This is a genomic window from Acidimicrobiales bacterium, assembly GCA_040219515.1.
Taxonomy (GTDB): Bacteria; Actinomycetota; Acidimicrobiia; order Acidimicrobiales; family Aldehydirespiratoraceae; genus JAJRXC01.
On sequence record JAVJSI010000014.1, the window covers coordinates 125,370 to 146,481 of the forward strand.

18 protein-coding genes are annotated in these 21,112 nt (G+C 67.9%); 11 read left to right on the top strand and 7 right to left on the bottom strand.

The window, feature by feature from the left end:
• Positions 1 to 42 precede the first annotated feature (42 nt).
• Both RIB98_13975 and RIB98_13980 read left to right on the top strand, forming a co-directional pair.
• Complete coding sequence (locus RIB98_13975; GenBank protein MEQ8842085.1) at positions 43 to 1,317, top strand: hypothetical protein; 1,275 nt, start codon at positions 43 to 45, stop codon at positions 1,315 to 1,317.
• Positions 1,314 to 1,964 (top strand): GntR family transcriptional regulator, encoded by a 651-nt coding sequence (locus RIB98_13980; protein MEQ8842086.1) that lies wholly within the window; start codon positions 1,314 to 1,316, stop codon positions 1,962 to 1,964. Before RIB98_13975 ends, RIB98_13980 begins: the two co-directional genes overlap by 4 nt.
• A 15-nt stretch (positions 1,965 to 1,979) precedes the next feature.
• Here RIB98_13980 and RIB98_13985 read toward each other — a convergent pair whose 3' ends face one another.
• A complete protein-coding gene (locus tag RIB98_13985; protein ID MEQ8842087.1) occupies positions 1,980 to 2,561 on the bottom strand; it encodes an XRE family transcriptional regulator in 582 nt (193 codons plus the stop codon).
• Between the two features lie 76 nt (positions 2,562 to 2,637).
• Here RIB98_13985 and RIB98_13990 point away from each other — a divergent pair, with 76 nt between their 5' ends.
• The gene (locus RIB98_13990) at positions 2,638 to 4,158 is read left to right on the top strand and encodes a bifunctional NAD(P)/FAD-dependent oxidoreductase/class I SAM-dependent methyltransferase (protein ID MEQ8842088.1); all 1,521 of its coding nucleotides are present in this window, start codon (positions 2,638 to 2,640) and stop codon (positions 4,156 to 4,158) included.
• Between the two features lie 15 nt (positions 4,159 to 4,173).
• On the opposite strand, the gene RIB98_13995 is transcribed toward RIB98_13990, so the two are convergent.
• Complete coding sequence (locus tag RIB98_13995; GenBank protein ID MEQ8842089.1) at positions 4,174 to 5,343, bottom strand: LLM class flavin-dependent oxidoreductase; 1,170 nt, start codon at positions 5,341 to 5,343, stop codon at positions 4,174 to 4,176.
• A gap of 165 nt (positions 5,344 to 5,508) precedes the next feature.
• Here RIB98_13995 and RIB98_14000 point away from each other — a divergent pair, with 165 nt between their 5' ends.
• Complete coding sequence (locus RIB98_14000) at positions 5,509 to 6,315, top strand: hypothetical protein (protein MEQ8842090.1); 807 nt, start codon at positions 5,509 to 5,511, stop codon at positions 6,313 to 6,315.
• Here the strand turns inward: RIB98_14000 and RIB98_14005 are convergent.
• Positions 6,289 to 7,053 (bottom strand): VIT1/CCC1 transporter family protein, encoded by a 765-nt coding sequence (locus tag RIB98_14005; protein ID MEQ8842091.1) that lies wholly within the window; start codon positions 7,051 to 7,053, stop codon positions 6,289 to 6,291. The genes RIB98_14000 and RIB98_14005 overlap by 27 nt on opposite strands.
• A complete protein-coding gene (locus RIB98_14010; protein ID MEQ8842092.1) occupies positions 7,050 to 7,517 on the bottom strand; it encodes a peroxiredoxin in 468 nt (155 codons plus the stop codon). Before RIB98_14010 ends, RIB98_14005 begins: the two co-directional genes overlap by 4 nt.
• A 71-nt stretch (positions 7,518 to 7,588) precedes the next feature.
• Between RIB98_14010 and RIB98_14015 the strand changes: the two genes are divergently transcribed.
• The 3 genes from RIB98_14015 to hrpA are packed head-to-tail and all read left to right on the top strand — an operon-like array spanning position 7,589 to position 13,459.
• Positions 7,589 to 8,521, top strand: coding sequence for a DUF808 domain-containing protein (locus RIB98_14015; GenBank protein MEQ8842093.1), 933 nt, complete (start codon positions 7,589 to 7,591; stop codon positions 8,519 to 8,521).
• 54 nt (positions 8,522 to 8,575) lie between these two features.
• Positions 8,576 to 9,709 carry a hypothetical protein gene (locus RIB98_14020; protein MEQ8842094.1) on the top strand — a complete coding sequence of 378 codons (1,134 nt, stop codon included), beginning with the start codon at positions 8,576 to 8,578 and terminating at the stop codon, positions 9,707 to 9,709.
• A gap of 42 nt (positions 9,710 to 9,751) precedes the next feature.
• Positions 9,752 to 13,459 carry an ATP-dependent RNA helicase HrpA gene (hrpA, locus tag RIB98_14025; GenBank protein ID MEQ8842095.1) on the top strand — a complete coding sequence of 1,236 codons (3,708 nt, stop codon included), beginning with the start codon at positions 9,752 to 9,754 and terminating at the stop codon, positions 13,457 to 13,459.
• 9 nt (positions 13,460 to 13,468) lie between these two features.
• Here the strand turns inward: hrpA and RIB98_14030 are convergent, their stop codons facing one another.
• Both RIB98_14030 and RIB98_14035 read right to left on the bottom strand, forming a co-directional pair.
• The gene (locus RIB98_14030) at positions 13,469 to 14,311 is read right to left on the bottom strand and encodes a 5'/3'-nucleotidase SurE (protein ID MEQ8842096.1); all 843 of its coding nucleotides are present in this window, start codon (positions 14,309 to 14,311) and stop codon (positions 13,469 to 13,471) included.
• Positions 14,312 to 14,408: 97 nt separating this feature from the next.
• A complete protein-coding gene (locus RIB98_14035) occupies positions 14,409 to 15,386 on the bottom strand; it encodes a magnesium and cobalt transport protein CorA (protein ID MEQ8842097.1) in 978 nt (325 codons plus the stop codon).
• Between the two features lie 147 nt (positions 15,387 to 15,533).
• Between RIB98_14035 and RIB98_14040 the strand changes: the two genes are divergently transcribed.
• From RIB98_14040 to gdhA, 3 genes are all read left to right on the top strand, one after another.
• Complete coding sequence (locus RIB98_14040) at positions 15,534 to 17,273, top strand: ABC transporter ATP-binding protein (GenBank protein ID MEQ8842098.1); 1,740 nt, start codon at positions 15,534 to 15,536, stop codon at positions 17,271 to 17,273.
• On the top strand, positions 17,270 to 19,171 hold the full coding sequence (locus RIB98_14045) for an ABC transporter ATP-binding protein (protein ID MEQ8842099.1): 1,902 nt from the start codon (positions 17,270 to 17,272) through the stop codon (positions 19,169 to 19,171). Before RIB98_14040 ends, RIB98_14045 begins: the two co-directional genes overlap by 4 nt.
• A gap of 91 nt (positions 19,172 to 19,262) precedes the next feature.
• Complete coding sequence (gdhA, locus tag RIB98_14050) at positions 19,263 to 20,597, top strand: NADP-specific glutamate dehydrogenase (GenBank protein ID MEQ8842100.1); 1,335 nt, start codon at positions 19,263 to 19,265, stop codon at positions 20,595 to 20,597.
• Between the two features lie 31 nt (positions 20,598 to 20,628).
• Here gdhA and RIB98_14055 read toward each other — a convergent pair whose 3' ends face one another.
• Positions 20,629 to 20,862, bottom strand: coding sequence for a hypothetical protein (locus tag RIB98_14055; GenBank protein ID MEQ8842101.1), 234 nt, complete (start codon positions 20,860 to 20,862; stop codon positions 20,629 to 20,631).
• 57 nt (positions 20,863 to 20,919) lie between these two features.
• On the opposite strand from RIB98_14055, the gene RIB98_14060 reads away from it, so the two are divergent.
• Positions 20,920 to 21,111 (top strand): hypothetical protein, encoded by a 192-nt coding sequence (locus RIB98_14060; protein ID MEQ8842102.1) that lies wholly within the window; start codon positions 20,920 to 20,922, stop codon positions 21,109 to 21,111.
• The last annotated feature ends 1 nt before the right edge of the window (position 21,112 follow it).

A 21,112-nucleotide genomic window follows, 5' to 3' on the forward strand; every position in this document is an offset into this window, starting at 1 on the left:
ATTCGTCCCCGTCGAGTGTTCGGATACTGTATACATTCGTTGATGAGCGAGACGAACGACGAGGCCGCCATCAGCGACGAGCGCATCGCGCGGCTGCGGGCCCGGATCGGTGTCGCCCAGCCCCACCCGCAACCGCCCTGGTACCGCCACCCCGGCCCCGACGCCTTCCGACACGTGTCCGAGGCGTGCGGCGACGACAACCCGCTGTGGTGCGACGCCGACTACGCCACGGCGTCGGTGTGGGGCGGACCGATCGGCTCACCGAACATCAACGGCGGCGACACGCTCATCGGCGAGAACGAGATCGGCCGCCTCGATCCCGACACCAGGGCGCTGCTCAAGGGCGACCCGCTCAAGGGAGCGCACGCCTACTACTCGGGCAGTCACCGCGAATGGTGGGCGCCGGTGCGTCCCGGCCAGTCGATCACCCGGCGCAACGCGCTGGTCGGGGTGCACGACAAGTCGAGCGAGTTCGCCGAGCGCACCGTGCACGAATGGACGGGCGAAGTGTTCGCGGCCGCCGACCACGTGTTGTCGGCCCAGTACCGCCTGATGATCCGCACCGATCGCAGGGCGGTGGAGGAGAAGGCCGGGGCGACCACGCCGAGCGGGCCGGCCCCCTACACCGACGACGAGATCGCGGCGATCACCGAGGCCGTGTTGGCCGAGCCGTCGCGCCGCCGGGGGGCCGAGCCGAGGCTGTGGGAGGACGTCGAGGAGGGTGACGAACTCCCGCCGCTGGTGAAGGGCCCGATGCGGGTGACCGACATCGTCGTCTGGCACACCGGCATGGGCATGGGTCTCTACGGGGTGAAGGCCCTTCGCCTCGCCCAACAGCAACGGGCGCGGGTGCCCGGCTTCTTTCGCGTCGACGAGCTCAATATCCCCGACGTGCATCAGCGCGTGCACTGGGATCCGGCGTGGGCGGCTCGGGCGGGGTCGCCGGCCATCTACGACTACGGTCGCATGCGCGAGACCTGGCTGGTCCATCTCTGCACCGATTGGATGGGTGACGACGCGTGGCTTGCGGCGCTCGACGTCGAGTTCCGCAAGTTCAACTATGTGGGCGACACCCACTGGATGCGGGGAACCGTCGCCCGGAAGTATCTGGCCGACGGTGATCGTCCGGCCGTCGACCTCGAGATCCGGGGCGAGAACCAGCGCGGCGAGATCACCTGCCCCGGCCATGCGACCGTCCTTCTGCCCAGCCGTGAGCACGGTGCCGTGGTCTTGCCCGACCCGCCCGGCGGCGCCAAGAACTGCGCCGAGGCCCTCGAGGCGTTGGTCGAACGCTTCGCCGCTGCGGCGCGCACGTGAGCGCGATCACCCGGCAGACCACGAGCGAACATGTCGTGCGCGAGATCCGCCGTCAGATCTGGACCGGCGAACTACGCGGCGGCGACCGTCTTGCCCAGGAGGATCTGGCCGCGGCGATGCGCGTCAGCCGCATTCCCATCCGGGAGGCCCTGATCCTGCTCGCCGGCGAGGGGGCGATTCGCATGACACCGCACCGTGGGGCCTTCGTCGAGCCGCTGACCGAGGCGGGGGTGGCGGACCACTACGAGCTGTTCGGTCATGTCGACGGCTTCGCCCTGCGTCGAGCGATCGAGCGAGCAGCGCCCGTCGCGCTGGCCGCACTCTCCGGCGACATGGTCTCCGCCGGTTCGGTCGACCTCCCGAACCCGATGCAACACCTCGTCATCGGTACGCGAGCGAGAATCCACGAGCTCGGCGGCTCGGCGCGATTCCAGGCCGTGGCCCGGGGTCTCATCGGGCTCGTCCCCGGCAACTTCTTCGAGGAGGTGCCCGGTGCCCTCGAGGTCGCTCGTCGGCGCCTACCCGACGCGGGTATCGCGATCGGCGGGGGCGACACCGATCGAGCCGTGGAGGCGTACGACTCGATGATGCGCGAGCACGGGGTCCTCGTGCGCGACGTGCTGCGGCGTCGAGGTGTCCTGGCCTGAGCCGGGTCGGAACCCTCAGTCGGTCAGGTGGGTCTTCGCGCCCTCACGGTCGAAGACCATGATCACCTCGGCGGGTGCGTCGACGGCGGCGATTGCGTGGGGCGTCATCGTCGAGAACTCGGCCGACTCGCCGGCTTCGACGTCGAGCTGCCGCTCGCCGAGGATGAGCCGAACCTTTCCCTCGAGCACAAACATCCAGTCGTGGCCGGGATGAACCTGCGGATCGGGTTCGGCGCCGTCCGGCTCGAATCGCATCTTGACCGCGACGGTCGCGCTTCCGGGCCGCGACAGCGGCCACACGGTCATCCCCGGATGGTTCACGGCATGTGGTCGGATGACGACGTCCTCCTCCTCGTCGCACGACACCAACTCGTCGACGGTCACGTGGAGTTCCCGGGCGAGGGGAACGAGTACATCGAAGCTGATCGACCGATGGCCGGTCTCGATGCGCGAGATCGTCGATGCCCCCACGCCACTCCGGGTGGCGAGGTCGTCGAGCGACCACCCGTGGTGCCGGCGAATGGCCCGCAGCCGAGCTCTGACGAGGTCGTCGACCAGGGTGTTCGGGGAGGACGTGTTCGGGGAGGACGTGCTCATGGGGAGGAGTCTGCGTGGTTCTTGCGGATAGTGCAACCTCCCTTGCACATTGCGAATGCGTCTCTATCGTGACGGCATGCACCAACACGTCGATGTCATCGTCATCGGAGGGGGAGCGGCCGGATCGGCCGCCGCCCTCCAGCTCGGCGGGGTCCGTCGCTCCGTCGTGGTCGTGGACGGGGGCGAGCCCCGCAACGCGCCGGCCGCCCACATGCAGGGCTATCTCGGCTACGACGGGCTCCCTCCTGCCGAGTTCCTTGCGCTCGCCCACGCCGAACTCGAGCGCTACGGCGTCGACGTCCTGCCCGATCGGGTGGCCGAGGTCGACGCGATCGGTGACATGTTCGTCGTCACGACGGTGGGAGGCCGGCGCTGGCACGCCCGCCGGATTCTGGTCGCCACCGGCCTCACCGATCTGCTGCCCGACATCCCCGGTGTCGCCGAGGAGTGGGGCCGTCGGGTCATCCACTGTCCGTGGTGTCACGGCTGGGAGGTGCGGGATCAGCGCATCGCAGTGATCGACACCGCCGGATTCGGCGTGCACCAGGCGTCGATCTTCGCGCAGCTCAGCGATCGGGTGACGTTGCTCTCACACGAACGCACGCTCGACGACGACGAGACGGCGCGTCTCGGCCTACTCGGCATCGGCCTCGATGCCCGGCCGGTCGACCGCGTGGTCGTCGACGGCCCCGGCATCGCCGTGCGGTTCGCCGACGGGGCGAAGCTCGACGCCGATGTCGCCGTTGTCGCTCCTCGATTCCGCGCCAACAGCGCGGTGGTCGAGCACCTCGTCGCCGCCGAGCCGCACCCGTCGGGCACCGGTACGTACCTGGTGGTCGACGAGCGGGGCATGACGGGTCGCCCAGGGGTCTATGCGGCCGGCAACGTCGCCGACCCGATGCAGCAGGTCCTGCACGCGGCGGCCCATGGGTCGCGGGTCGCGACGATGATCAACGTCGATCTCCTCGAAGGCGACCTGGCCCGACTTCGTGGAACGAACACGGCGGCCGAATGGAACGAGCGCTACGCCGTTCACGAATCAGGCATGTGGAGTGGACGACCCAACGGTTCGCTGGAAGCGGAGCTCGCCGACACGCCCGCAGGCCGCGTGCTCGACGTCGGTTGTGGCGAGGGTGCGGACGCGGTCTGGCTGGCGGGTCGTGGATGGCAGGTCACCGCCACCGACATCTCCGACGTGGCGATCGATCGGGCGCGACGGGCCGCCGCCGACGTCGGGGTGACGGTCGATTTCGCAGCCGTGGACGGTCTCGCGGAGGCGCCGACTGCCGGCGCGTTCGACCTGGTGGTGATGTGCTATCCGGCACTGTCGATGCCGGGTGGCGTCGATGCCATGCGGGGGATCGCCGACGCGGTTGCGTCCGGCGGCGAACTGCTCGTGGTCGGCCACGAGATCGATCATCAGCACGCACAGGCCGGCGGGTTCGATCCGGCCCGCTACCTCTCTGTCGACGACATCGTGGGTGTGATCACGAACGAGTTCTCGATCGAGGTCGACGAGACTCGCGACCGCCCGAACCCGCCGGCCGGCGCGCACCACAGCCGCGACCGTGTCCTGCGGGCCCGCCGGGTGTCCTGAGCCACTGCCCGTACCTCAGCGGGCGGCGACCTGCGCGTCGACCAGCGCGCGACCGCGGCCCTCGCGGAAGTACGGCAGCACCTCCTCGCCCAGGTGGTGCAGCGTCTCGATCTGCGCCGCCTGAGGGATGGTGCCCATCTGGCACAGGAAGAGGATCTCGTCGGCGCCGGCCTCGACGAGGCGGGTCACGTAGCCGATGCAGTCCTCCACGGTGCCGTAGCCGTGGTTCGCGTTGTGCAGTGCCATCGCCGGGTCCGACAGATCCAGCGTCACCTTCTCCGAGCCGACGGACGCCTCGACGACTCCCGCGGGGCCGGATCCATCCGAGCCGAGCTCGGCATCCCACGAGTCGGGGTCCGGGAGCGGTGTCGCCCCCGCGCTGCTCCAGTGCCCGATCGACTCCATGAAGAAACGCTGGCCACGGATGCCGAGGCGTCGTGCCTCCTGGCCGTCGTCGAGAACCACGGTCGGACAGAGCGCGGCGAGGTGCTCGGTCGGTCGGAGTCCGACCTGTTGCGCGAGGTCTCTGTTCCGGAACGCCTCTCGATAGACGGCATTCTTCTCGGCCACCTGTTCGGGACCGCCGAAGCCGAGCACCAGGGCACCGATGCCGCGACCGCCGGCGTCGGCCAACGTCGATGTCTGTGTGCACGCCTGGTACAGCGGTGGATGGGGGTCCTGTAGCGGCTTGGGATGGATCGGCCGCGGCGGCAGGTCGATGAATTCGCCGTGGTGCTCGACGATGTCCTCGACCCACAGGCGGGGGACGAGGCGCATCGCCTCGTCGATCATCGGGGGCAGGTCGGCCTTCGCGTAGCCGAAGGTTCCCGCCTCCTGCTCGGTGCCGCCCTTGCCGAAGCCCACATGGAGACGGCCGCCCGACAGGATGTCCAGCGTGGCGCAGCGTTCGGCCACCTTCACCGGATGGTTCATCTTCGGCGGGAGACAGATCACCCCGTGGCCGATGCCGATACGGGTGGTGGCGCCGGCCAGGTAGGCGAGGAAGGTCTCGGGCGCCGACATGTGGGCGTACATGCTGAGGGCGGTGTGCTCGACGGCCCAGATCGTGTCGAAGCCCAGTTCCTCGGCCAGCAGCGCCTGTTCGAGTACCTCGGCAAACACCTGATGATCGCCCTCGCGGGTGGGGTTCGCGGTCTGGGCTTCGTAGATCAACGAGAACTTCAACGGGCGGAATCCTCTGGTTTCGTTGGCGCAAGGGTGTGGCCGGTCGGCACGCCTGTCAAGAACCAACGACCGAAGGCTGGAGCGCGGCGGGAAGTTCTGGGTGCTCGGCGGCGTTGCTCTGATCGTCCACCCTGCGTACCCCTCGGACGAAAGAGTGATCCCCACATGACCGACCCACTGACCATCCCGACCGAAGCACCCCCGTCGGAACCCGGCTACGACATCGAGTTCTTCTGGGATCCCGTATGCCCCTTCGCCTGGGTCACGTCTCGCTGGGTGGCGAAGGTCGCGGCGCAGAGCGACTTCTCGGTCGACTGGCGGTTCATCTCCCTGCGGCTGTTGAACAAGGACAAGGACTACGCCACCGAGTTCCCGCCGGAGTACGAGCAGGGTCACACGGCCGGCCTCCGGATGCTGCGAGTGGCCGCGGCCGTGCGGCACGAGCTCGGCCGTGAACCGTTGGATGCCCTCGTGACCGCCTACGGCGAGAGCTACTGGGACGCGCCAAAGGGCTCCGACGTCGCCGGCCGGCTCAGCACCACCGAACATGTCGTCGCCGTGCTCGAGGCAGCCGGACTGCCCTCCCGATTCGCCGACGCACTCGACGACACGGCGTGGGACGCCATGCTCGACGCCGAGACCGAGCTCGCACTCAGCCGGACCGGTCGAGACGTCGGTACCCCGATCATCACGTTCCAGCCCCCGGACGGTCTGTCGTTCTTCGGTCCGGTGATCTCCCGGGTGCCATCCGATGATGAGGCGGTGCCACTGTGGAACGCAGTGACCACACTGGCTGCCTTTCCCGGTTTCGCGGAGATGAAGCGGTCCCTGCGCGAGATGCCCCAGCTCAACATCCTCGGCGGCACCAGCGACGCGCCGAAGTCCGAGGACTGGACCGGCGGCCGGAGAGTCGGACACCTGGCCTCGGAGCGCGCGTCGGCCCGGTCAGCCGATGACGGTGCCGAAGAGTGACCCGATGCCGTAGGTGACGATCGAGGCCACGATCACGATGGCCAGCTGACGGAGCGCGCCCTGGCTGACCGGACGGTCGGCCGATCGGCTGACCCACCCGCCCACAACGAGGCTGGCCAGCGCGGTGCCGACCACCGAGATCGTGATCGCGGCGGTGCCGCTCGTGACGAACCACGGGGCGAGCGGGACGATGGCGCCTGCCGTGAACAGGCCGAACGACGAGACGGCAGCGACGGCCGGCGAACCCACCTCGCCGGGGTCGAACCCGAAAACGGTGCGGGCGGTGAACTCGACGAAGCGGTCACCCTCCAACGGCAGTTCGGTGGCCACCCGCTGTGCTGTGTCGGTCGCCAGGCCGGTGTCCTCGAGCTTGGTGGTGAGCTCGGCGAGCAGGAGTCGCGGGTTGCGCTGGGCCAGCAGGTTGAGTTCGCCGGTGATGCCCTCGAACAACTCGACCTGACTTCGCACCGAGATCCACTCGCCGGCGGCCATCGAGAAGGCACCGGCGATCAGGCTGGCCAGCCCGGCGATGCGGACCTCGTCGGCCCCGGAACTCGCGCCGGCGACGGCCAGGATCAGGCAGACGTTGGTGACCAGCCCGTCGTTGACGCCCAGCACGGCGGCCCGAGCTGCGCCGCGGGTGACGGTGGAGACCCGCTCCTGGAGTCGCGCCGCGTCGCCCCCGGCGTCGCGGGGCGAGGCGTCGGAGGTCGTCGTGTAGGGGACGGAGGCAGTCACCGGTGGCCCTCGGCCTGCTCGACATCGGCGAGGACCTCGTCGGCGTGGTGCTCGACATCGGTGACGTCGTAGCCGCGGTGGATGAGGCCGGCGGGATCGATGAGGTAGCTGTGACGCCGGGGGAATCCGGCGAACTTGTCGCCGGGGCCACGGGCCACGTGATAGGCGCGGCCGACGGCACGTTCGGTGTCGCTCAGCAGTAGGAACGGAAAGCCCTGGGCTTCGGCGAACGCCCGGTTCTCGGCCGGGCTGTCGAAGGACGCGCCGAGGATCCTCACCCCGAGCCGGTCGAAACGGTCGGCGCTGTCACGCAGCGCCTGTCCTTCCACCGTTCAACCGGGGGTTGCCGCCTTCGGATACCACCACAACAGCACCCACGAACCGATGAGGTCGGCGAGTTCGACGATCTGCTCGTTCTGGTCCGGCAGCGCGAAGCCAGGGGCGCGTTGGCCGGTCGTCAGCATGACCCGAGTCTGCCAGGCAGCCACTAGCCTGCGCTGTCGTTCGGGACTCGGCGTCGGAAAAGGGAGTTGTCATGGCTGGTGGACTGGTCGGGCTGCTCGACGACGTCGCTGCGCTGGCCAAGCTCGCCGCCGCCTCGATCGACGACGTCGGCGCGGCCGCCGGTCGGGCGAGCATGAAGGCCGCCGGGGTGGTGGTCGACGACACGGCGGTCACGCCTGCCTACGTGCGAGGCCTGGCTGCCGACCGCGAGCTCCCGATCATCCGCCGCATCGCCACAGGCTCGATCCGCAACAAGCTGCTCTTCATCCTCCCCGCTGCGCTCCTGTTGAGCGAGGTGGCGCCCACCCTCGTCGAGATCATCCTCATGGCCGGCGGCACATTCCTCTGTTTCGAGGGCGCCCACAAGATCCTCCACGCCCGCAAGGGTGACGATCACGACCACGACGTCCCCGCGACGCTGAAGGGGCCCGAAGCCGAGCAGGCGACCATCAGTGGGGCCGTCCGCACCGACTTCATCCTGTCGGCGGAGATCATGGTGATCTCACTCAAGGAGGTCATCGACGAAGGGTTCTTCGCGCGTGCAGCGATCCTCGTGGTCGTGGCGATCTTCATCACGGTGATCGTCTACGGCGTCGTGGCGCTCATCGTGAAGATGGACGACATCGGCCTCATGCTGGCGCAGCGCGAGTCCGAGGGCTCGCAGCGCATCGGCCGTGGACTCGTGTCGGGCATGCCGAAGCTGCTCACCGGTCTCTCCGTGGTGGGGACGGCGGCGATGCTGTGGGTGGGCGGTCACATTCTCCTCGTGGGTACCGACGAGCTCGGATGGCACTGGCCCTACGAGCAGGTCCACCACGCCGAAGAGGCCGTCCACGACACCGGCGCCGTGAGCGGCGTCCTCGAGTGGCTCGTGAACACGGGGATCTCCGCCGTCGTCGGACTCGTGGTCGGCCTGATCGTCGCGTCGATCGTCGATCGCCTGCCCACGCGGACGGTCGTTTGAGGGGCCTCGGCGCGAGGTAGCACCTCTGTCGTACGCGTCCCACGGAGCCTGACCATGACCACCGCACCAACGGAACCCGCACGCGCCGCCCGCTCCGGGTGGTCCTCTCGGCGACAGATCGTGGGAGCCCTGCTGCTGGTTCCGATTCTGTCCCTGACGGCGAGTTGCGGTGACGATGGCGACGGCGACGCATCGACACCGGAGCCGGATCCGTCGCAGGAGTCGACGACGACCACCCAGGAAACGACCACGACCACGACGACGACCACGACGACCATGGCGCCGACATCGAGTTCGTCACAGCCCCCGACCACCTCGGCCGGGGTGGCGGACCTGCTCGAGAACGCCGAACGGTGCGAGAGCCCCGAGGGCTACGCGGTGTCGTACCCCGAGGACTGGGTCGTGAACGACGGGTCGGTCGTCCCGCTGTGCTCCCAGTTCGATCCCGGTCCGTTCGAGGTCCCCGACGGCACCGATGCACGCGTGGCTGCGATCACCGCCTACGTCGATCAGGTGGCCTTCGGTGATGTGACCACGGGCGAGTCGACGGTCGACGGAACCCGAGCGGTGACCGTGGTCGATGGTCACCAAGCGGTACGCCTCTCCGGTGTGACCAGCGGCGGCCAACTGCACGAGGACGGCACCGCCGTCACCCGCTACATCGTCGACATGGCGCGTGGCATCGATGACGGACCGGGGACGCTCTTCCTCGACACCATCGACATCACCGGCGGCGACCACGAGACCCATCAGCGCGTGCTCGACGCCATGGTCTCGACCATCGAACTCACCGGAAGCGACGCAGCCCCCGGGATCGTCGCCCGCTACGAGGGAGGCGGTGCACCGTTCGAGGTGATGGCCGAAGCAGCAGACGGCGACGTCTGCCTCGCCTCCGACACCCAGGAGGGAGAGGTGTGCCTGACCGCTCCCACCGAACAGACGCCGATCCGCTCCGGCGTGCTCGGCGACGGCGGCGCCGCCGTTCTCGTCGGTGTGGCCGCTCCCGAGGTCTTCATGATCGAGTCGTCGGCTGCAGAGGGGGAGTCGTTCGCCGTGCTCCCCACCGGTGCCGAGACGCTCGACGGCGTGAAGGCGTGGGCCTTCCCGTTCGTCCCCGGCAGCGAGGCCGAGCTCGTCTGGTACGACCGATCCGGAAGCCGAGGCGGAACGGTCTCCGTCGGCTCGTAGTCCGCTCGCGGTCACGCCCCGGCACCACTGCATACTGCACGGATGGATTCGGCCGACTCCCGACCGGCGCAGATCGCCGTGACGTATCCCGACGATCTGCCGATCACCGAGCGGCGCGACGAGCTGCTGACGGCGATCCGGGATCATCAGGTGGTCGTCGTGGCCGGCGAAACGGGGTCCGGCAAGAGCACCCAGCTCCCGAAGATATGTGTGGAGCTGGGACTCCACGAGGAGGGTTGGATCGGCCACACGCAGCCCCGGCGAATCGCGGCCAGGTCGATCGCCGAGCGGGTGGCGGAGGAGCTCGGCGACGAGGTCGGTGGCGTCGTGGGCTACAAGGTGCGCTTCACCGACAAGGTCTCGAAGAAGACCGCGATCAAGGCGATGACCGACGGAATCCTGCTGGCCGAGATGCAGCGCGACCGGCGACTGTCGGCGTACAGCACGATCATCGTCGACGAGGCGCACGAACGAAGCCTGAACATCGACTTCTTGCTCGGCTACCTGCGTCGGCTTCTGCCAACGCGTCCCGATCTGAAGGTGATCATCACCTCGGCGACGATCGACACGCAACGCTTCTCGGAGCACTTCGACGACGCGCCGATCATCGAGGTCTCGGGGCGGACCTACCCCGTCGAGATCCGGTATCGACCGCCCGAGGACGAGGACTCCGGTGAGGCGCTCACCCAGGCCGAGGCGATCGTCGAGGCGGTGAACGAACTCGAACGCGAGGGATCCGGCGACGTGCTCGTGTTCTGCAGTGGTGAGCGCGAGATACGCGAGGCGAGCGAAGCCTTGGGCGACGCACGGCTCCGCAACACCGAGGTGGTGCCGCTCTACGGACGCCTCTCGGCCGCCGAGCAACATCGGGTGTTCGATCGCTCTCGGCGGGACCAGCGGCGCATCGTCGTGGCGACGAATGTTGCCGAGACCTCCCTCACCGTGCCCGGCATCCGCTACGTCGTCGATCCCGGCACCGCCCGGATCAGCCGCTACAGCAGCCGAACCAAGGTGCAACGCCTTCCCATCGAAGAAGTGTCACAGGCCAGCGCCAACCAGCGCTCCGGTCGGTGCGGCCGGGTGGCGCCGGGTATCGCCATCCGCCTCTATTCCGAGGACGACTTCGACAACCGTCCCGAGTTCACCGAGCCCGAGATCACCCGCACGAACCTGGCATCGGTGATACTCCAGATGGCATCGCTCGGGCTCGGTGACATCGAGACGTTTCCGTTCGTCGAACCCCCCGAACTCCGCAACATCCGCGACGGCATCGCACTGCTCGAAGAACTCGACGCGGTCGACCCCGATCGCGAGGGCAGTCGCAAATGGTTGACGCCGATCGGCCGCACGCTCGCCCGGTTGCCGATCGATCCTCGCTTCGGCCGCATGGTCGTGGCCGGCGCCGACGCCGGCTGCCTGCGCGAGGTGATGATCATCACCGCGGCGATGTCGGTGCAGGACCCCCGCGAGCGGCCGAGCGACAAGCGAGAGGAGGCGAGTCAACACCACGCTCGTTTCAACGAATCGGGGTCGGACTTCCTGGCCTGGCTCAACCTCTGGACGTATCTCGAGGCCGAACGCGAGGCACGGTCGGGGAGCAGCTTCCGGCGCATGTGCAAGCAGGAGTTCCTCAACCACAACCGCATCCGTGAATGGTGGGACATCGTCCGTCAGCTCGAACGCACGGCTCGTTCGGAGCGTTGGACCGTCAACGAAGAACCGGCTCATCCCGACACCGTGCATCAGGCGCTGCTCACCGGGCTGCTCTCGCACGTCGGGCTGAAGGACGCCAACAGCAACGAGTACACCGGCGGCCGCAACGCTCGCTTCGTCATCAGTCGCAGCTCAGCGCTCGGGAAGAAGCCGCCGGCGTGGGTGATGGCCGGGGAGCTCGTGGAGACGAACCGGCTCTGGGCCCACAGCGTTGCTCGGATCAATCCGGAGTGGGCCGAGCGGGCCGGCGATCATGTCATCAAACGCACCTACGACGAACCGGAGTGGGATGCCGAGAAGGGCTCGGCCATGACCATCGAGCGGGCCACGCTCTACGGCGTGCCGTTGGTGGCCGGGCGGCGGGTGCACTATCGGCGCGTCGATCCGGCGGTCGCCCGTGAGCTCTTCATCCACCACGCGCTCATCGAGGGCAACTGGCAGACCCATCATGCGTTCTTCGCCCAGAACGAAGGAGTGCTGGAGGAAGTGCGGCAGCTCGGAGCCCGGCAGCGGCGCGATCTGTTCGTCGAGTACGAGGTCCTGTTCGCGTTCTACGACGAACGAATCGGTCCGAAGGTCACCTCGGGCGCCGACTTCGACAAGTGGTGGAACACGCGCCGTCAACGCGACCCCGATCTCCTCGACCTGAGCCTCGACGAGATCTTCGACACCGATCAGATCGATGACGACAACGGCTTTCCCGAGACCTGGGAGCTCGGTGAGGTGTCGTTCGATCTGGCGTACGAGTTCGACGCGGCGTCGCCAGTCGACGGGGTGACGGTCAACGTGCCCGTGGCACTTCTCGACCGCGTCGATGCTGCTGCCTTCGACTGGAATGTGCCCGGTCTGCGGCACGAGCTCGTGACCGCGCTGCTGCGCTCGATGCCCAAGGACATTCGGCGCGGGTTCGTCCCCATCCCCGACACGGTCGACCAGATCCTGCCGGCGCTCACCGACCGTGGCGGGGATCTGATCGAGGAGCTCCGCCGCCTGCTCCGGGAGAGGTCGGGTGAGCCGCTCCCGCCCGACGCCTTGGTGATCGACCGACTGCCCGACCATCTCCGTCCGCTCTATCGCGTGACGAACGACGCCGGTGAGGTGCTGGCCCAGGGTCGCGACCTCGTGGCCATCCGCGCTCGCCTGGCCGGCGAGGTTCGCGAGGTCCTGTCCGAGGGAGCGCACGAGCTCGCGCGCTCGGGTGCGACCACATGGGTGTTCGGCGATCTCCCGCAACGGGTGCGCACTCACGCTGCGGGCCTCGAGGTCGATGCGTTTCCCGCCCTGGTGGACGAGGGCGACACCGTCGGGGTCGAACTCACGGCCGACCTCGACCGTCAGTACGAAGCGATGTGGTCGGGGACGACCCGCCTCCTGCGCCTCAATGTCGGCGGCTCGGCCCGGATGCTCAACGACCTCTTCGACAACGAGGCCACACTGGCACTGGCGTCGAGCCCGCATGGTTCGAAGCTGGCGTGGGTGAACGACGCCGCCGACTGCATCTTCTCCGAGCTGTTGGGCCGGGCCGGAGGTCCGGTGTGGACCGAGTCGGCGTTCGTTGCGCTCGCGGCCGACGTGCGCGCCGCCCTGCCCGACGCGGTGCGAGAGATCGGCACCGATGCGATCAGAATCCTTCGCCTCGCGGCCGGGCTCCGTCGCGATCTCGCCGCGCCGGTGGCCTCTGCGCTGCATCCCGCCCACCTCGACATGCAGGCCCAGCTCGATCGACTCGTCTACCCACACCATCTGTCGGGGGTGGGTGCGGGGCGGCTTGCCGACGTCGCCCGCTACCTCGAGGGCATCCGCGTCCGGCTGGACAAGGTCCCGGACCGGGTGACGCAGGATCGACGACTCATGTCGACTGTCCATGCGCTCGAACGAGACTTCGAGACCTTCACCGAACGGTTGTCGCCCTCGCTCGAACTCGAGGACCTCAACTGGCAGCTCGAGGAGTTCCGCGTGGCCACCTTCGCCCAGCAGTTGGGGGCCCGGGGCAAGGTGAGCGAGAAGCGGATCCGCAGCGCCCTGCAGCGACTGTGAGGCTCGGTCTCAGTAGGTGAGTTCGGCCAGGCTCGCGAAGCCGACGGTCACGGCACCGACGTCGTCGACGGGCTCGGTGGCGTCGCTGGTGCAGTCGGACGAGAGCGGGTCGCGGTCGGCGAAGTCCGTCGCCACCGGCACCTCGACGACACCGCGTACCTCGCCCTCCACACAGGTGGGGATGTTGATGCTGTCGACGAAGGGGTCGGTGCCGGCTCGCAGCTCGTCGATGTGGTCGGCGAGCCACGCCTCGACCAGTGACGCGCCGGTCTCGAAGTCGGCGGGCTCGCCGAGGCCTTGGCTCGCGGCAAGCGCCGGGTAGCCGGCGCGGGCCGCGGTGCGGGCGGCGCCGACGGTGCCCGACAAATCGGTGAACGGTCCGATGTTGGCACCGTCGTTGATCCCGCTGATCACGAGATCGGGCACGATGCCCACCACGTCGAGCGCGTGGATCACGGCATCGGCCGGGAAGCCGCTGACCGCGATCGCGGGGAACCCGCTCAGGGTCGTCGCCTCGGCCGCGGTGACCGAACCGTCGTCGGTGGTCGAATCGGAACTCCCGCTGCGGTTGCCGTCGGGGGCGACGACGACGATCTCGACGCCGTCGACGGTGCGCAGCATCTCGACCAGCGCGTCGATGCCCTCGGCCGCCACGCCGTCGTCGTTGGTGATGAGGATGGTCAGCGGGTCCGGTGCCGCAGTGGTCGTGGTGGTCTCGGCCGCAGTCGTGGTGGTGTCGCCCGCGGTGGTCGTCGGGGCGTCCGTCGACGCCGTGTCGCCGTCGTCGCCGCAGGACGAGGCTACGAGCGCGAGGATGACGAGGAGAACGAGGGAGACGAGCTGGCGACGCATGCCGGCAACGTAGCCGCCGATCCGACGCGCCGCGCAGGCCGGATCGGTGGACGACAGCGGACGACCGGCGACCGCGTCCTCGACGCAGGCGGCGATGTCAGAGCCAGCCGCTGCGGCGAAAGGCGCGATACATGCCCAGGCAGACGACCAGCATGATGGCCAGCGCAACGGGGTAGCCGAGGGTCCAGCCGAGTTCCGGCATGTTCTCGAAGTTCATGCCGTAGATGCCGGCGATCATCGTGGGCACCGCGGCGATGGCGACCCAGGCCGAGATGCGACGCATGTCGTCGTTCTGGCGCAGCCCCACCTGGGCGGTGTGGGCCGTCAATGCGGCCGAGATCAGTTCCCGGATCGTCTGGAGCTGGTCGGCCTGGCGCAGCAGGTGGTCGTGGACGTCGCGGAAGTAGGCGGGCCAGTCGTCGCCGGCGGTGACGATGCGGTCGGCCCGCAATGTCGGCAGCGCGGCGATGAGCGGGTTGAGCGAGCGATGGACCTCGAGCACTTCGCGCTGGAGGAAGTAGATGCGTTCCACCAGCTGTTCGCCCCCGCGCTCGCGTTCGGCGAACACGTCGAGCTCGACCTCGCTCACGTCGTCATCGAGGCCGGTCATCACCCGTTGGTACGAATCGACGACCCGATCGATCACCGCGTGGAGCACCTCGACAGGTCCGCGGCCGAGTGCGTCCTCGTCGGCCTCGAGTCGGCGCCGGAGCCCCGCCAGCGGCAGCGGGTCGCCCCGACGGATGACGATGATGGAGTGCGGGTCGCAAAGGATCTGGATCTCGCCGAAGTCGACCTTCTCGGGGACGTCGAGGTAGCGGGCGGTCTTCAACACCACGAACAGCCAGTCGTCGTAGCGCTCGACCTTCGGTCGTTGGCGACCCTTGGTCATGTCCTCGACGGCCAGGGGATGGAGTCCGAACACGGAGACGAGTTCTTCGATCTCCTTGGCTTCGGGGTCGTGGAGACCGGACCAGACGAACCCCCCTTTGCGCCGCGATTCTCGCACGGCCTCCTCGAGGCTCGAGGTCCTCGTTCCCACTCCGTCGCGGTACCAGACGGCGTCTACGAGCATCCATGCAGCATGCCCCGTAACCCTCGGTCCCGTCGGCATGCAGCCGAAAGTTGGCCTTCGCGTGACATCCGGGCCAACGTGACAACCGGCCACTGAGGAAGGAGGGTCGGTGCACGACGTTGTCGAGTCGGTTGCGGCGGTCATTCCATGGTGAGTCTGCTGCGGCTGCTGCGGTCGCATCTCGGTCCGTATCGCCGCACGATGCTGGTCGTCGTCGTTCTCCAGGCGATCCAGACGACGGCCGCGCTGGTGTTGCCGACGCTCAACGCCGCGATCATCGACGAGGGCGTACTGGTCGGCGACAACGACTTCATCCGCCGCACCGGCCTGGTCATGATCGGCTTTTCGATCGCCCAGATCGTCTTCTCGATCGGGGCGATCTGGTTCGGCGCGAAAGCCGCCATGGCCTTCGGCCGCGACATTCGTCGCGATCTGTTCGACAAGGTGACCTCGTTCTCGGCCCGTGAGATCGGCCACTTCGGCGCGCCGACGCTCATCACCCGCATCACCAACGACGTCCAGCAGGTCCAGATGCTGGTCGTGCTCCTGTGCACCATGATGATCGCAGCACCGATGACGATGGTCGTGGGCGTGATCATGGCCGTGCGCGAGGAGCCCGGACTCTCCCCGGTGCTGGTCGTGAGCATGCCGGCAGCGGTGATCGCGCTCGGCTCGCTCGTCGTCCGGATGGTGCCGGCGTTCCAACGCATGCAGGCCCACATCGACCGGGTGAACCTCGTCCTGCGCGAACAGATCACCGGTGTGCGCGTCGTGCGCGCCTTCGTTCGCGAACGTCGGGAGGAGGCGCGCTTCGAAGAGGCCAACGCCGACCTCACCGACGCGTCACTGCGTGCCGGTCGGCTCCAGGCGGGCATGTTCCCGACGGTCATTCTCACCATCAATCTCGCGAGCATCGCGGTGCTCTGGGTCGGAGCGGACCGCATCAACGCGGGCACGATGGAACTCGGCTCGCTCGTGGCCTACCTGAGCTATCTCGTTCAGATCCTGATGGCCGTGGTGATGGCGACCTTCATGTTGTCCATGATCCCCCGTGCCGCAGTGGCTGCCGATCGCATCGTGGAGACGCTCGGAGTGACGCCGTCGCTCGCCCCGGCGGCGACGCCGGTCACGGAGTTCACCGAACGAGCGACGCTGGAACTCGACAGGGTGGAGTTCCGGTACTTCGGTGCCGCACAACCGGTGCTCCGTGACGTGAGCTTCCGCGCCGCCGCCGGCCAGACCACTGCGATCATCGGCAGTACCGGTGCGGGAAAGTCCACCCTCGTCGGGTTGATCCCGCGCCTGTTCGACCCGACGGCCGGCACGATCCGGATCAATGGCGAGAACGTGGCCGAGGTCGACGCCGATCTGTTGGCCGCGACCGTCGCGCTCGTGCCGCAGCGACCGTTTCTCTTCTCGGGCACGGTCGCCTCGAACCTGCGCTTCGCCCGACCCGACGCCACCGAGGAGGAGATGTGGACGGCGCTCGAGACCGCCCAGGCGGCGGAGTTCGTGAGGGCCACGGCACTCGGACTCGACGCACCGGTGCAGCAGGGCGCGGCCAACCTCTCAGGGGGCCAGCGGCAACGCCTCGCCATCGCCCGGGCGCTGATCGTGCAGCCCGAGATCTACGTGTTCGACGATTCGTTCTCCGCACTCGACGTGGTCACGGCCGCCCGACTGCGGGCCGCGCTCACCGCGACCACGCGGGACGCGACCGTCGTCATCGTCGCCCAGCGCATCTCGACGATCGTCGACGCCGATCGGATCATCGTGCTCGAGTCGGGTGAAGTGGCCGGGATCGGCACCCACGAGTCGTTGCTGAAGGACTGCCCGACCTACGCCGAGATCGTCGAGTCGCAGCGTCGTCAGGAGGCCCCCGCATGAACATGGGCGACGACGAGTCCAAGCGCACCAGCGACGAGGACCGGGAGATCATGTCCAACGCGGGCACCGCGTCCGAGCGCACCCGCGGTTGGGGTTCGTCGGTGGCGATGCCGACGGAGCGGAGCGAGAACTTCGGGGCCTCGTTGCGGCGGCTCTGGCGGATTCTGGCGCCCGAACGCCTCCGGATCATCGTGGTCGCCGTGCTGGCGATCACCAGCGTGTCCCTGGTGGTCCTCGGCCCCCGACTGCTGGGCCAGGCCACCGACGTGATCGTCGACGGGCTGCGGAGCCCGGAGGGCATCGACTTCGACGACCTCCACTCGTCGCTGGAGTTCATCGTCGCGATCTATCTCGCCAGCTGGGTGCTGTCCTACGGCCAGGGCTACCTGCTCGCCGGCGTCGTGCAACGCGCCATGCACTCGCTGCGGGAGATGGTCGAGACCAAGCTCAACCGCCTGCCGCTGGCGTATCTCGACGCCCAGGCCCGCGGCGACTTCCTCAGCCGGGTCACCAACGACATCGACAATCTCGCGCAGAGTCTGCAACAGACGATGGCGATGATCCTCACGTCGGTGCTGACGCTCATCGGCGTCGTCGTGATGATGCTGATCATCTCACCGCTCATGACCTTGGTCGCGCTGATCACCGTGCCGGTGTCGCTGTGGGCGATGAAGATGATCGCCGCGCGGGCCCGCCCCCGGTTCATGCAGCAGTGGGCCCACACCGGCAACCTCAACGGCCAGGTGGAAGAGGTGTTCACCGGCCATGAGGTCGTCGCCGCTTTCGGGCGTCGTGAAGAAGTGGCGGCGACGTTCCGGGAGCACAACGATCGACTGCACGACGCGAGCCTCGGCGCCCAGTTCATGTCGAGCCTGATCCAGCCGATGATGATGTTCGTCGGCAACGTGCAGTACGTGATGATCGCCGTGATCGGCGGCCTGCGCATCACCAGTGGTGCCATCACCGTGGGCGACATGCAGGCGCTCATCCAGTACGCCCGACAGTTCTCCCAGCCGATGAGTCAGCTGGCGTCGATGGCGACGGTCTTCCAGTCCGGCATCGCGTCGCTCGAGCGGGTGATCGAGGTGCTCGATGCCGACGAGCAGTCACCCGACCCCGGTTCGGCTCCGCTGGCCACCCCAGTGGGGGGCCGCGTGGTGTTCGAGGACGTCGCGTTCTCGTACCTCCCCGGTGTGCCGCTCATCGAGAAGCTGTCCGTCGTCGCCGAACCGGGTCAGACCGTGGCGATCGTGGGGCCTACGGGCGCGGGCAAGACGACGCTCGTGAACCTCATCATGCGGTTCTACGAGATCGACGGCGGTCGCATTCTGCTCGACGGTCGCGACATCGCCGACCTGAGTCGCGACGAGTTGCGCTCGCAGGTGGGGATGGTGCTCCAGGACACGTGGTTGTTCGAGGGCACCATCCGCGACAACCTCGCCTACGGCAACCCCGACGCCACCGAGGACGAGATCATGGAGGCGGCGCGGGTCACGTACGTGGATCGCTTCGTGCGCCACCTGCCCGACGGCTACGACACCGTCATCGCCGAGAACGGCGACAACATCAGCCAGGGTGAGAAGCAGCTGCTCACGATCGCACGGGCATTCCTGAACGACCCGACGATCCTGATCCTCGACGAGGCGACGAGCTCGGTCGATACCCGAACCGAAGTGCTGATCCAGGAGGCCATGAACTCGGTGCGCGAGCACCGCACGAGCTTCGTGATCGCCCACCGATTGTCGACGATCCGTGGCGCCGACATCATCCTCGTCATGGAGAACGGGAACATCGTCGAGCAGGGTTCGCACGACGAGTTGCTGAGAACTGGTGGGGCCTACGCCAATCTCTACAACTCACAGTTCGCCGGCGCCGCCCGCACGGACGAACTCGCGTGAACGCCCGCGATTGGGCTCGGACCGCCGATCACGCGAGACTCCCAGGCCAGCCGCGCCCGTCCCACAGGTGTGCCGATGTCACGGGAGAGCCATGATCGACGAGAAGCTCGCCGCGATCCACGACCAGATCGTTCACGAGAATCCCTCACAACCCGAGTTCCATCAGGCCACTCGCGAAGTGCTCGAATCGCTCAGCCCGGTGGTGGACAGGTACCCGGAGTTCGCACATCAGAAGATCATCCAGCGCATCAGTGAGCCCGAACGTCAGATCATCTTCCGGGTGCCGTGGCACGACGATCGGGGCGAGGTCCACATCAATCGCGGGTTCCGCGTCGAGTTCAACAGCGCGCTCGGGCCGTACAAGGGCGGGCTCCGCTTCTCGCCGTCCGTCAATCTCGGCGTCGTCAAGTTCCTCGGCTTCGAACAGATCTTCAAGAACGCGCTCACCGGCATGTCCATCGGCGGCGGGAAGGGTGGGTCCGACTTCGATCCGAAGGGCAAGTCCGACCAGGAGATCATGCGGTTCTGTCAGAGCTTCATGACCGAGCTCTACCGGCACCTCGGCGAGAAGACCGATGTGCCTGCCGGCGACATCGGGGTGGGGCTTCGTGAGGTCGGCTATCTCTTCGGTCAGTACAAGCGCATCACGAACCGCTACGAGTCGGGCGTGATCACCGGAAAGGGCATCGGCTGGGGTGGTTCGCTCGTGCGCAAGGAAGCGACCGGTTACGGCGTCGTGTTCTTCGCCGACTCGGTTCTGCGTGCCCGCGGCGAGTCACTCGAAGGTCGGCGCTGCGTCGTGTCGGGGAGCGGCACCGTCGCGATCTACGCGATCCAAAAGCTCCAGCAGCTCGGCGCCGTCGTGGTCGCCTGTTCGGATTCCGATGGCATGGTCCACGACCCCTCGGGTATCGACGTGGAGCTGTTGCAGCAGGTGAAGGAGGTCGAGCGTGAGCGACTGTCGGTCTACGCCGATCGCTCCTCGGCCACCCACACGCACCACAACATCTGGGACGTCCCCTGCGACGTCGCGTTTCCCTGTGCGAGAGAGAACGAGCTCGACGAACGCGATGCGAAGGCGCTCATCCACAACCGCTGTCTGGCAGTCGTCGAGGGCGCAAACATGCCGTGCACGCCCGACGCCGTGCGTGCACTACAGGAGGCTGACGTCGCCTTTGCGCCCGGCAAAGCCGCCAACGCCGGCGGGGTTGCGACGTCGGCGTTGGAGATGCAGCAGAACGCCGGCCGCGAATCGTGGACGTTCGAACACACCGAAGGTCGGCTCCTGGAGATCATGACCTCCGTTCACGCCACCTGCGTGGGCGTGGCCGAGGAGTACGGCTCCCCCGGCAACCATCTCGTCGGTGCCAACATCGCCGGCTTCGAGCGCGTGGCCCGAGCGATGCTGGCGCAGGGTCTCATCTGAGCAGTGTGTCGCCGGCCTTGCCGCCCGGCTCTCACCCCCCGGCCCGGCGCACTGCCTTCGCGCAGTGGATGAAGCACTCGACGACCACGGCGACCACACCGACCTCCGGGTGTTCGACGAGGTTGGCGTAGGAGTCGAGACGGTTGTTGCCGGCCAGGTCACCGAACACGAGCCGGGTGCCGTCGTCGCTCACCCGCACGAAGCCGGGTGGGCCGCCCCGGGTTGAGGCATCGTCGATGGTGTGCGTGGCGGTCGGTTCGGGCATGAGCGGCCTTCGGCGGAGGTTGACGGTGTCGAACCATACCTGTTAGGTATACCTAACATGACATCGAACATCCATTGGTTACGGGGCTGTGCCGAGTGTGGCACGGTCGACATCCATTCGATCTTTCCGATCGCCGCCATGGTCGAAGACCCGTACTGGCGCTGTGGTGAGTGCTATTGCGGGTCACCCGTGGCGGTCGCCGTCGATCTGGTCGGCGTGCTCGAGGGCGACACGGCGGTGGCGCGATGAC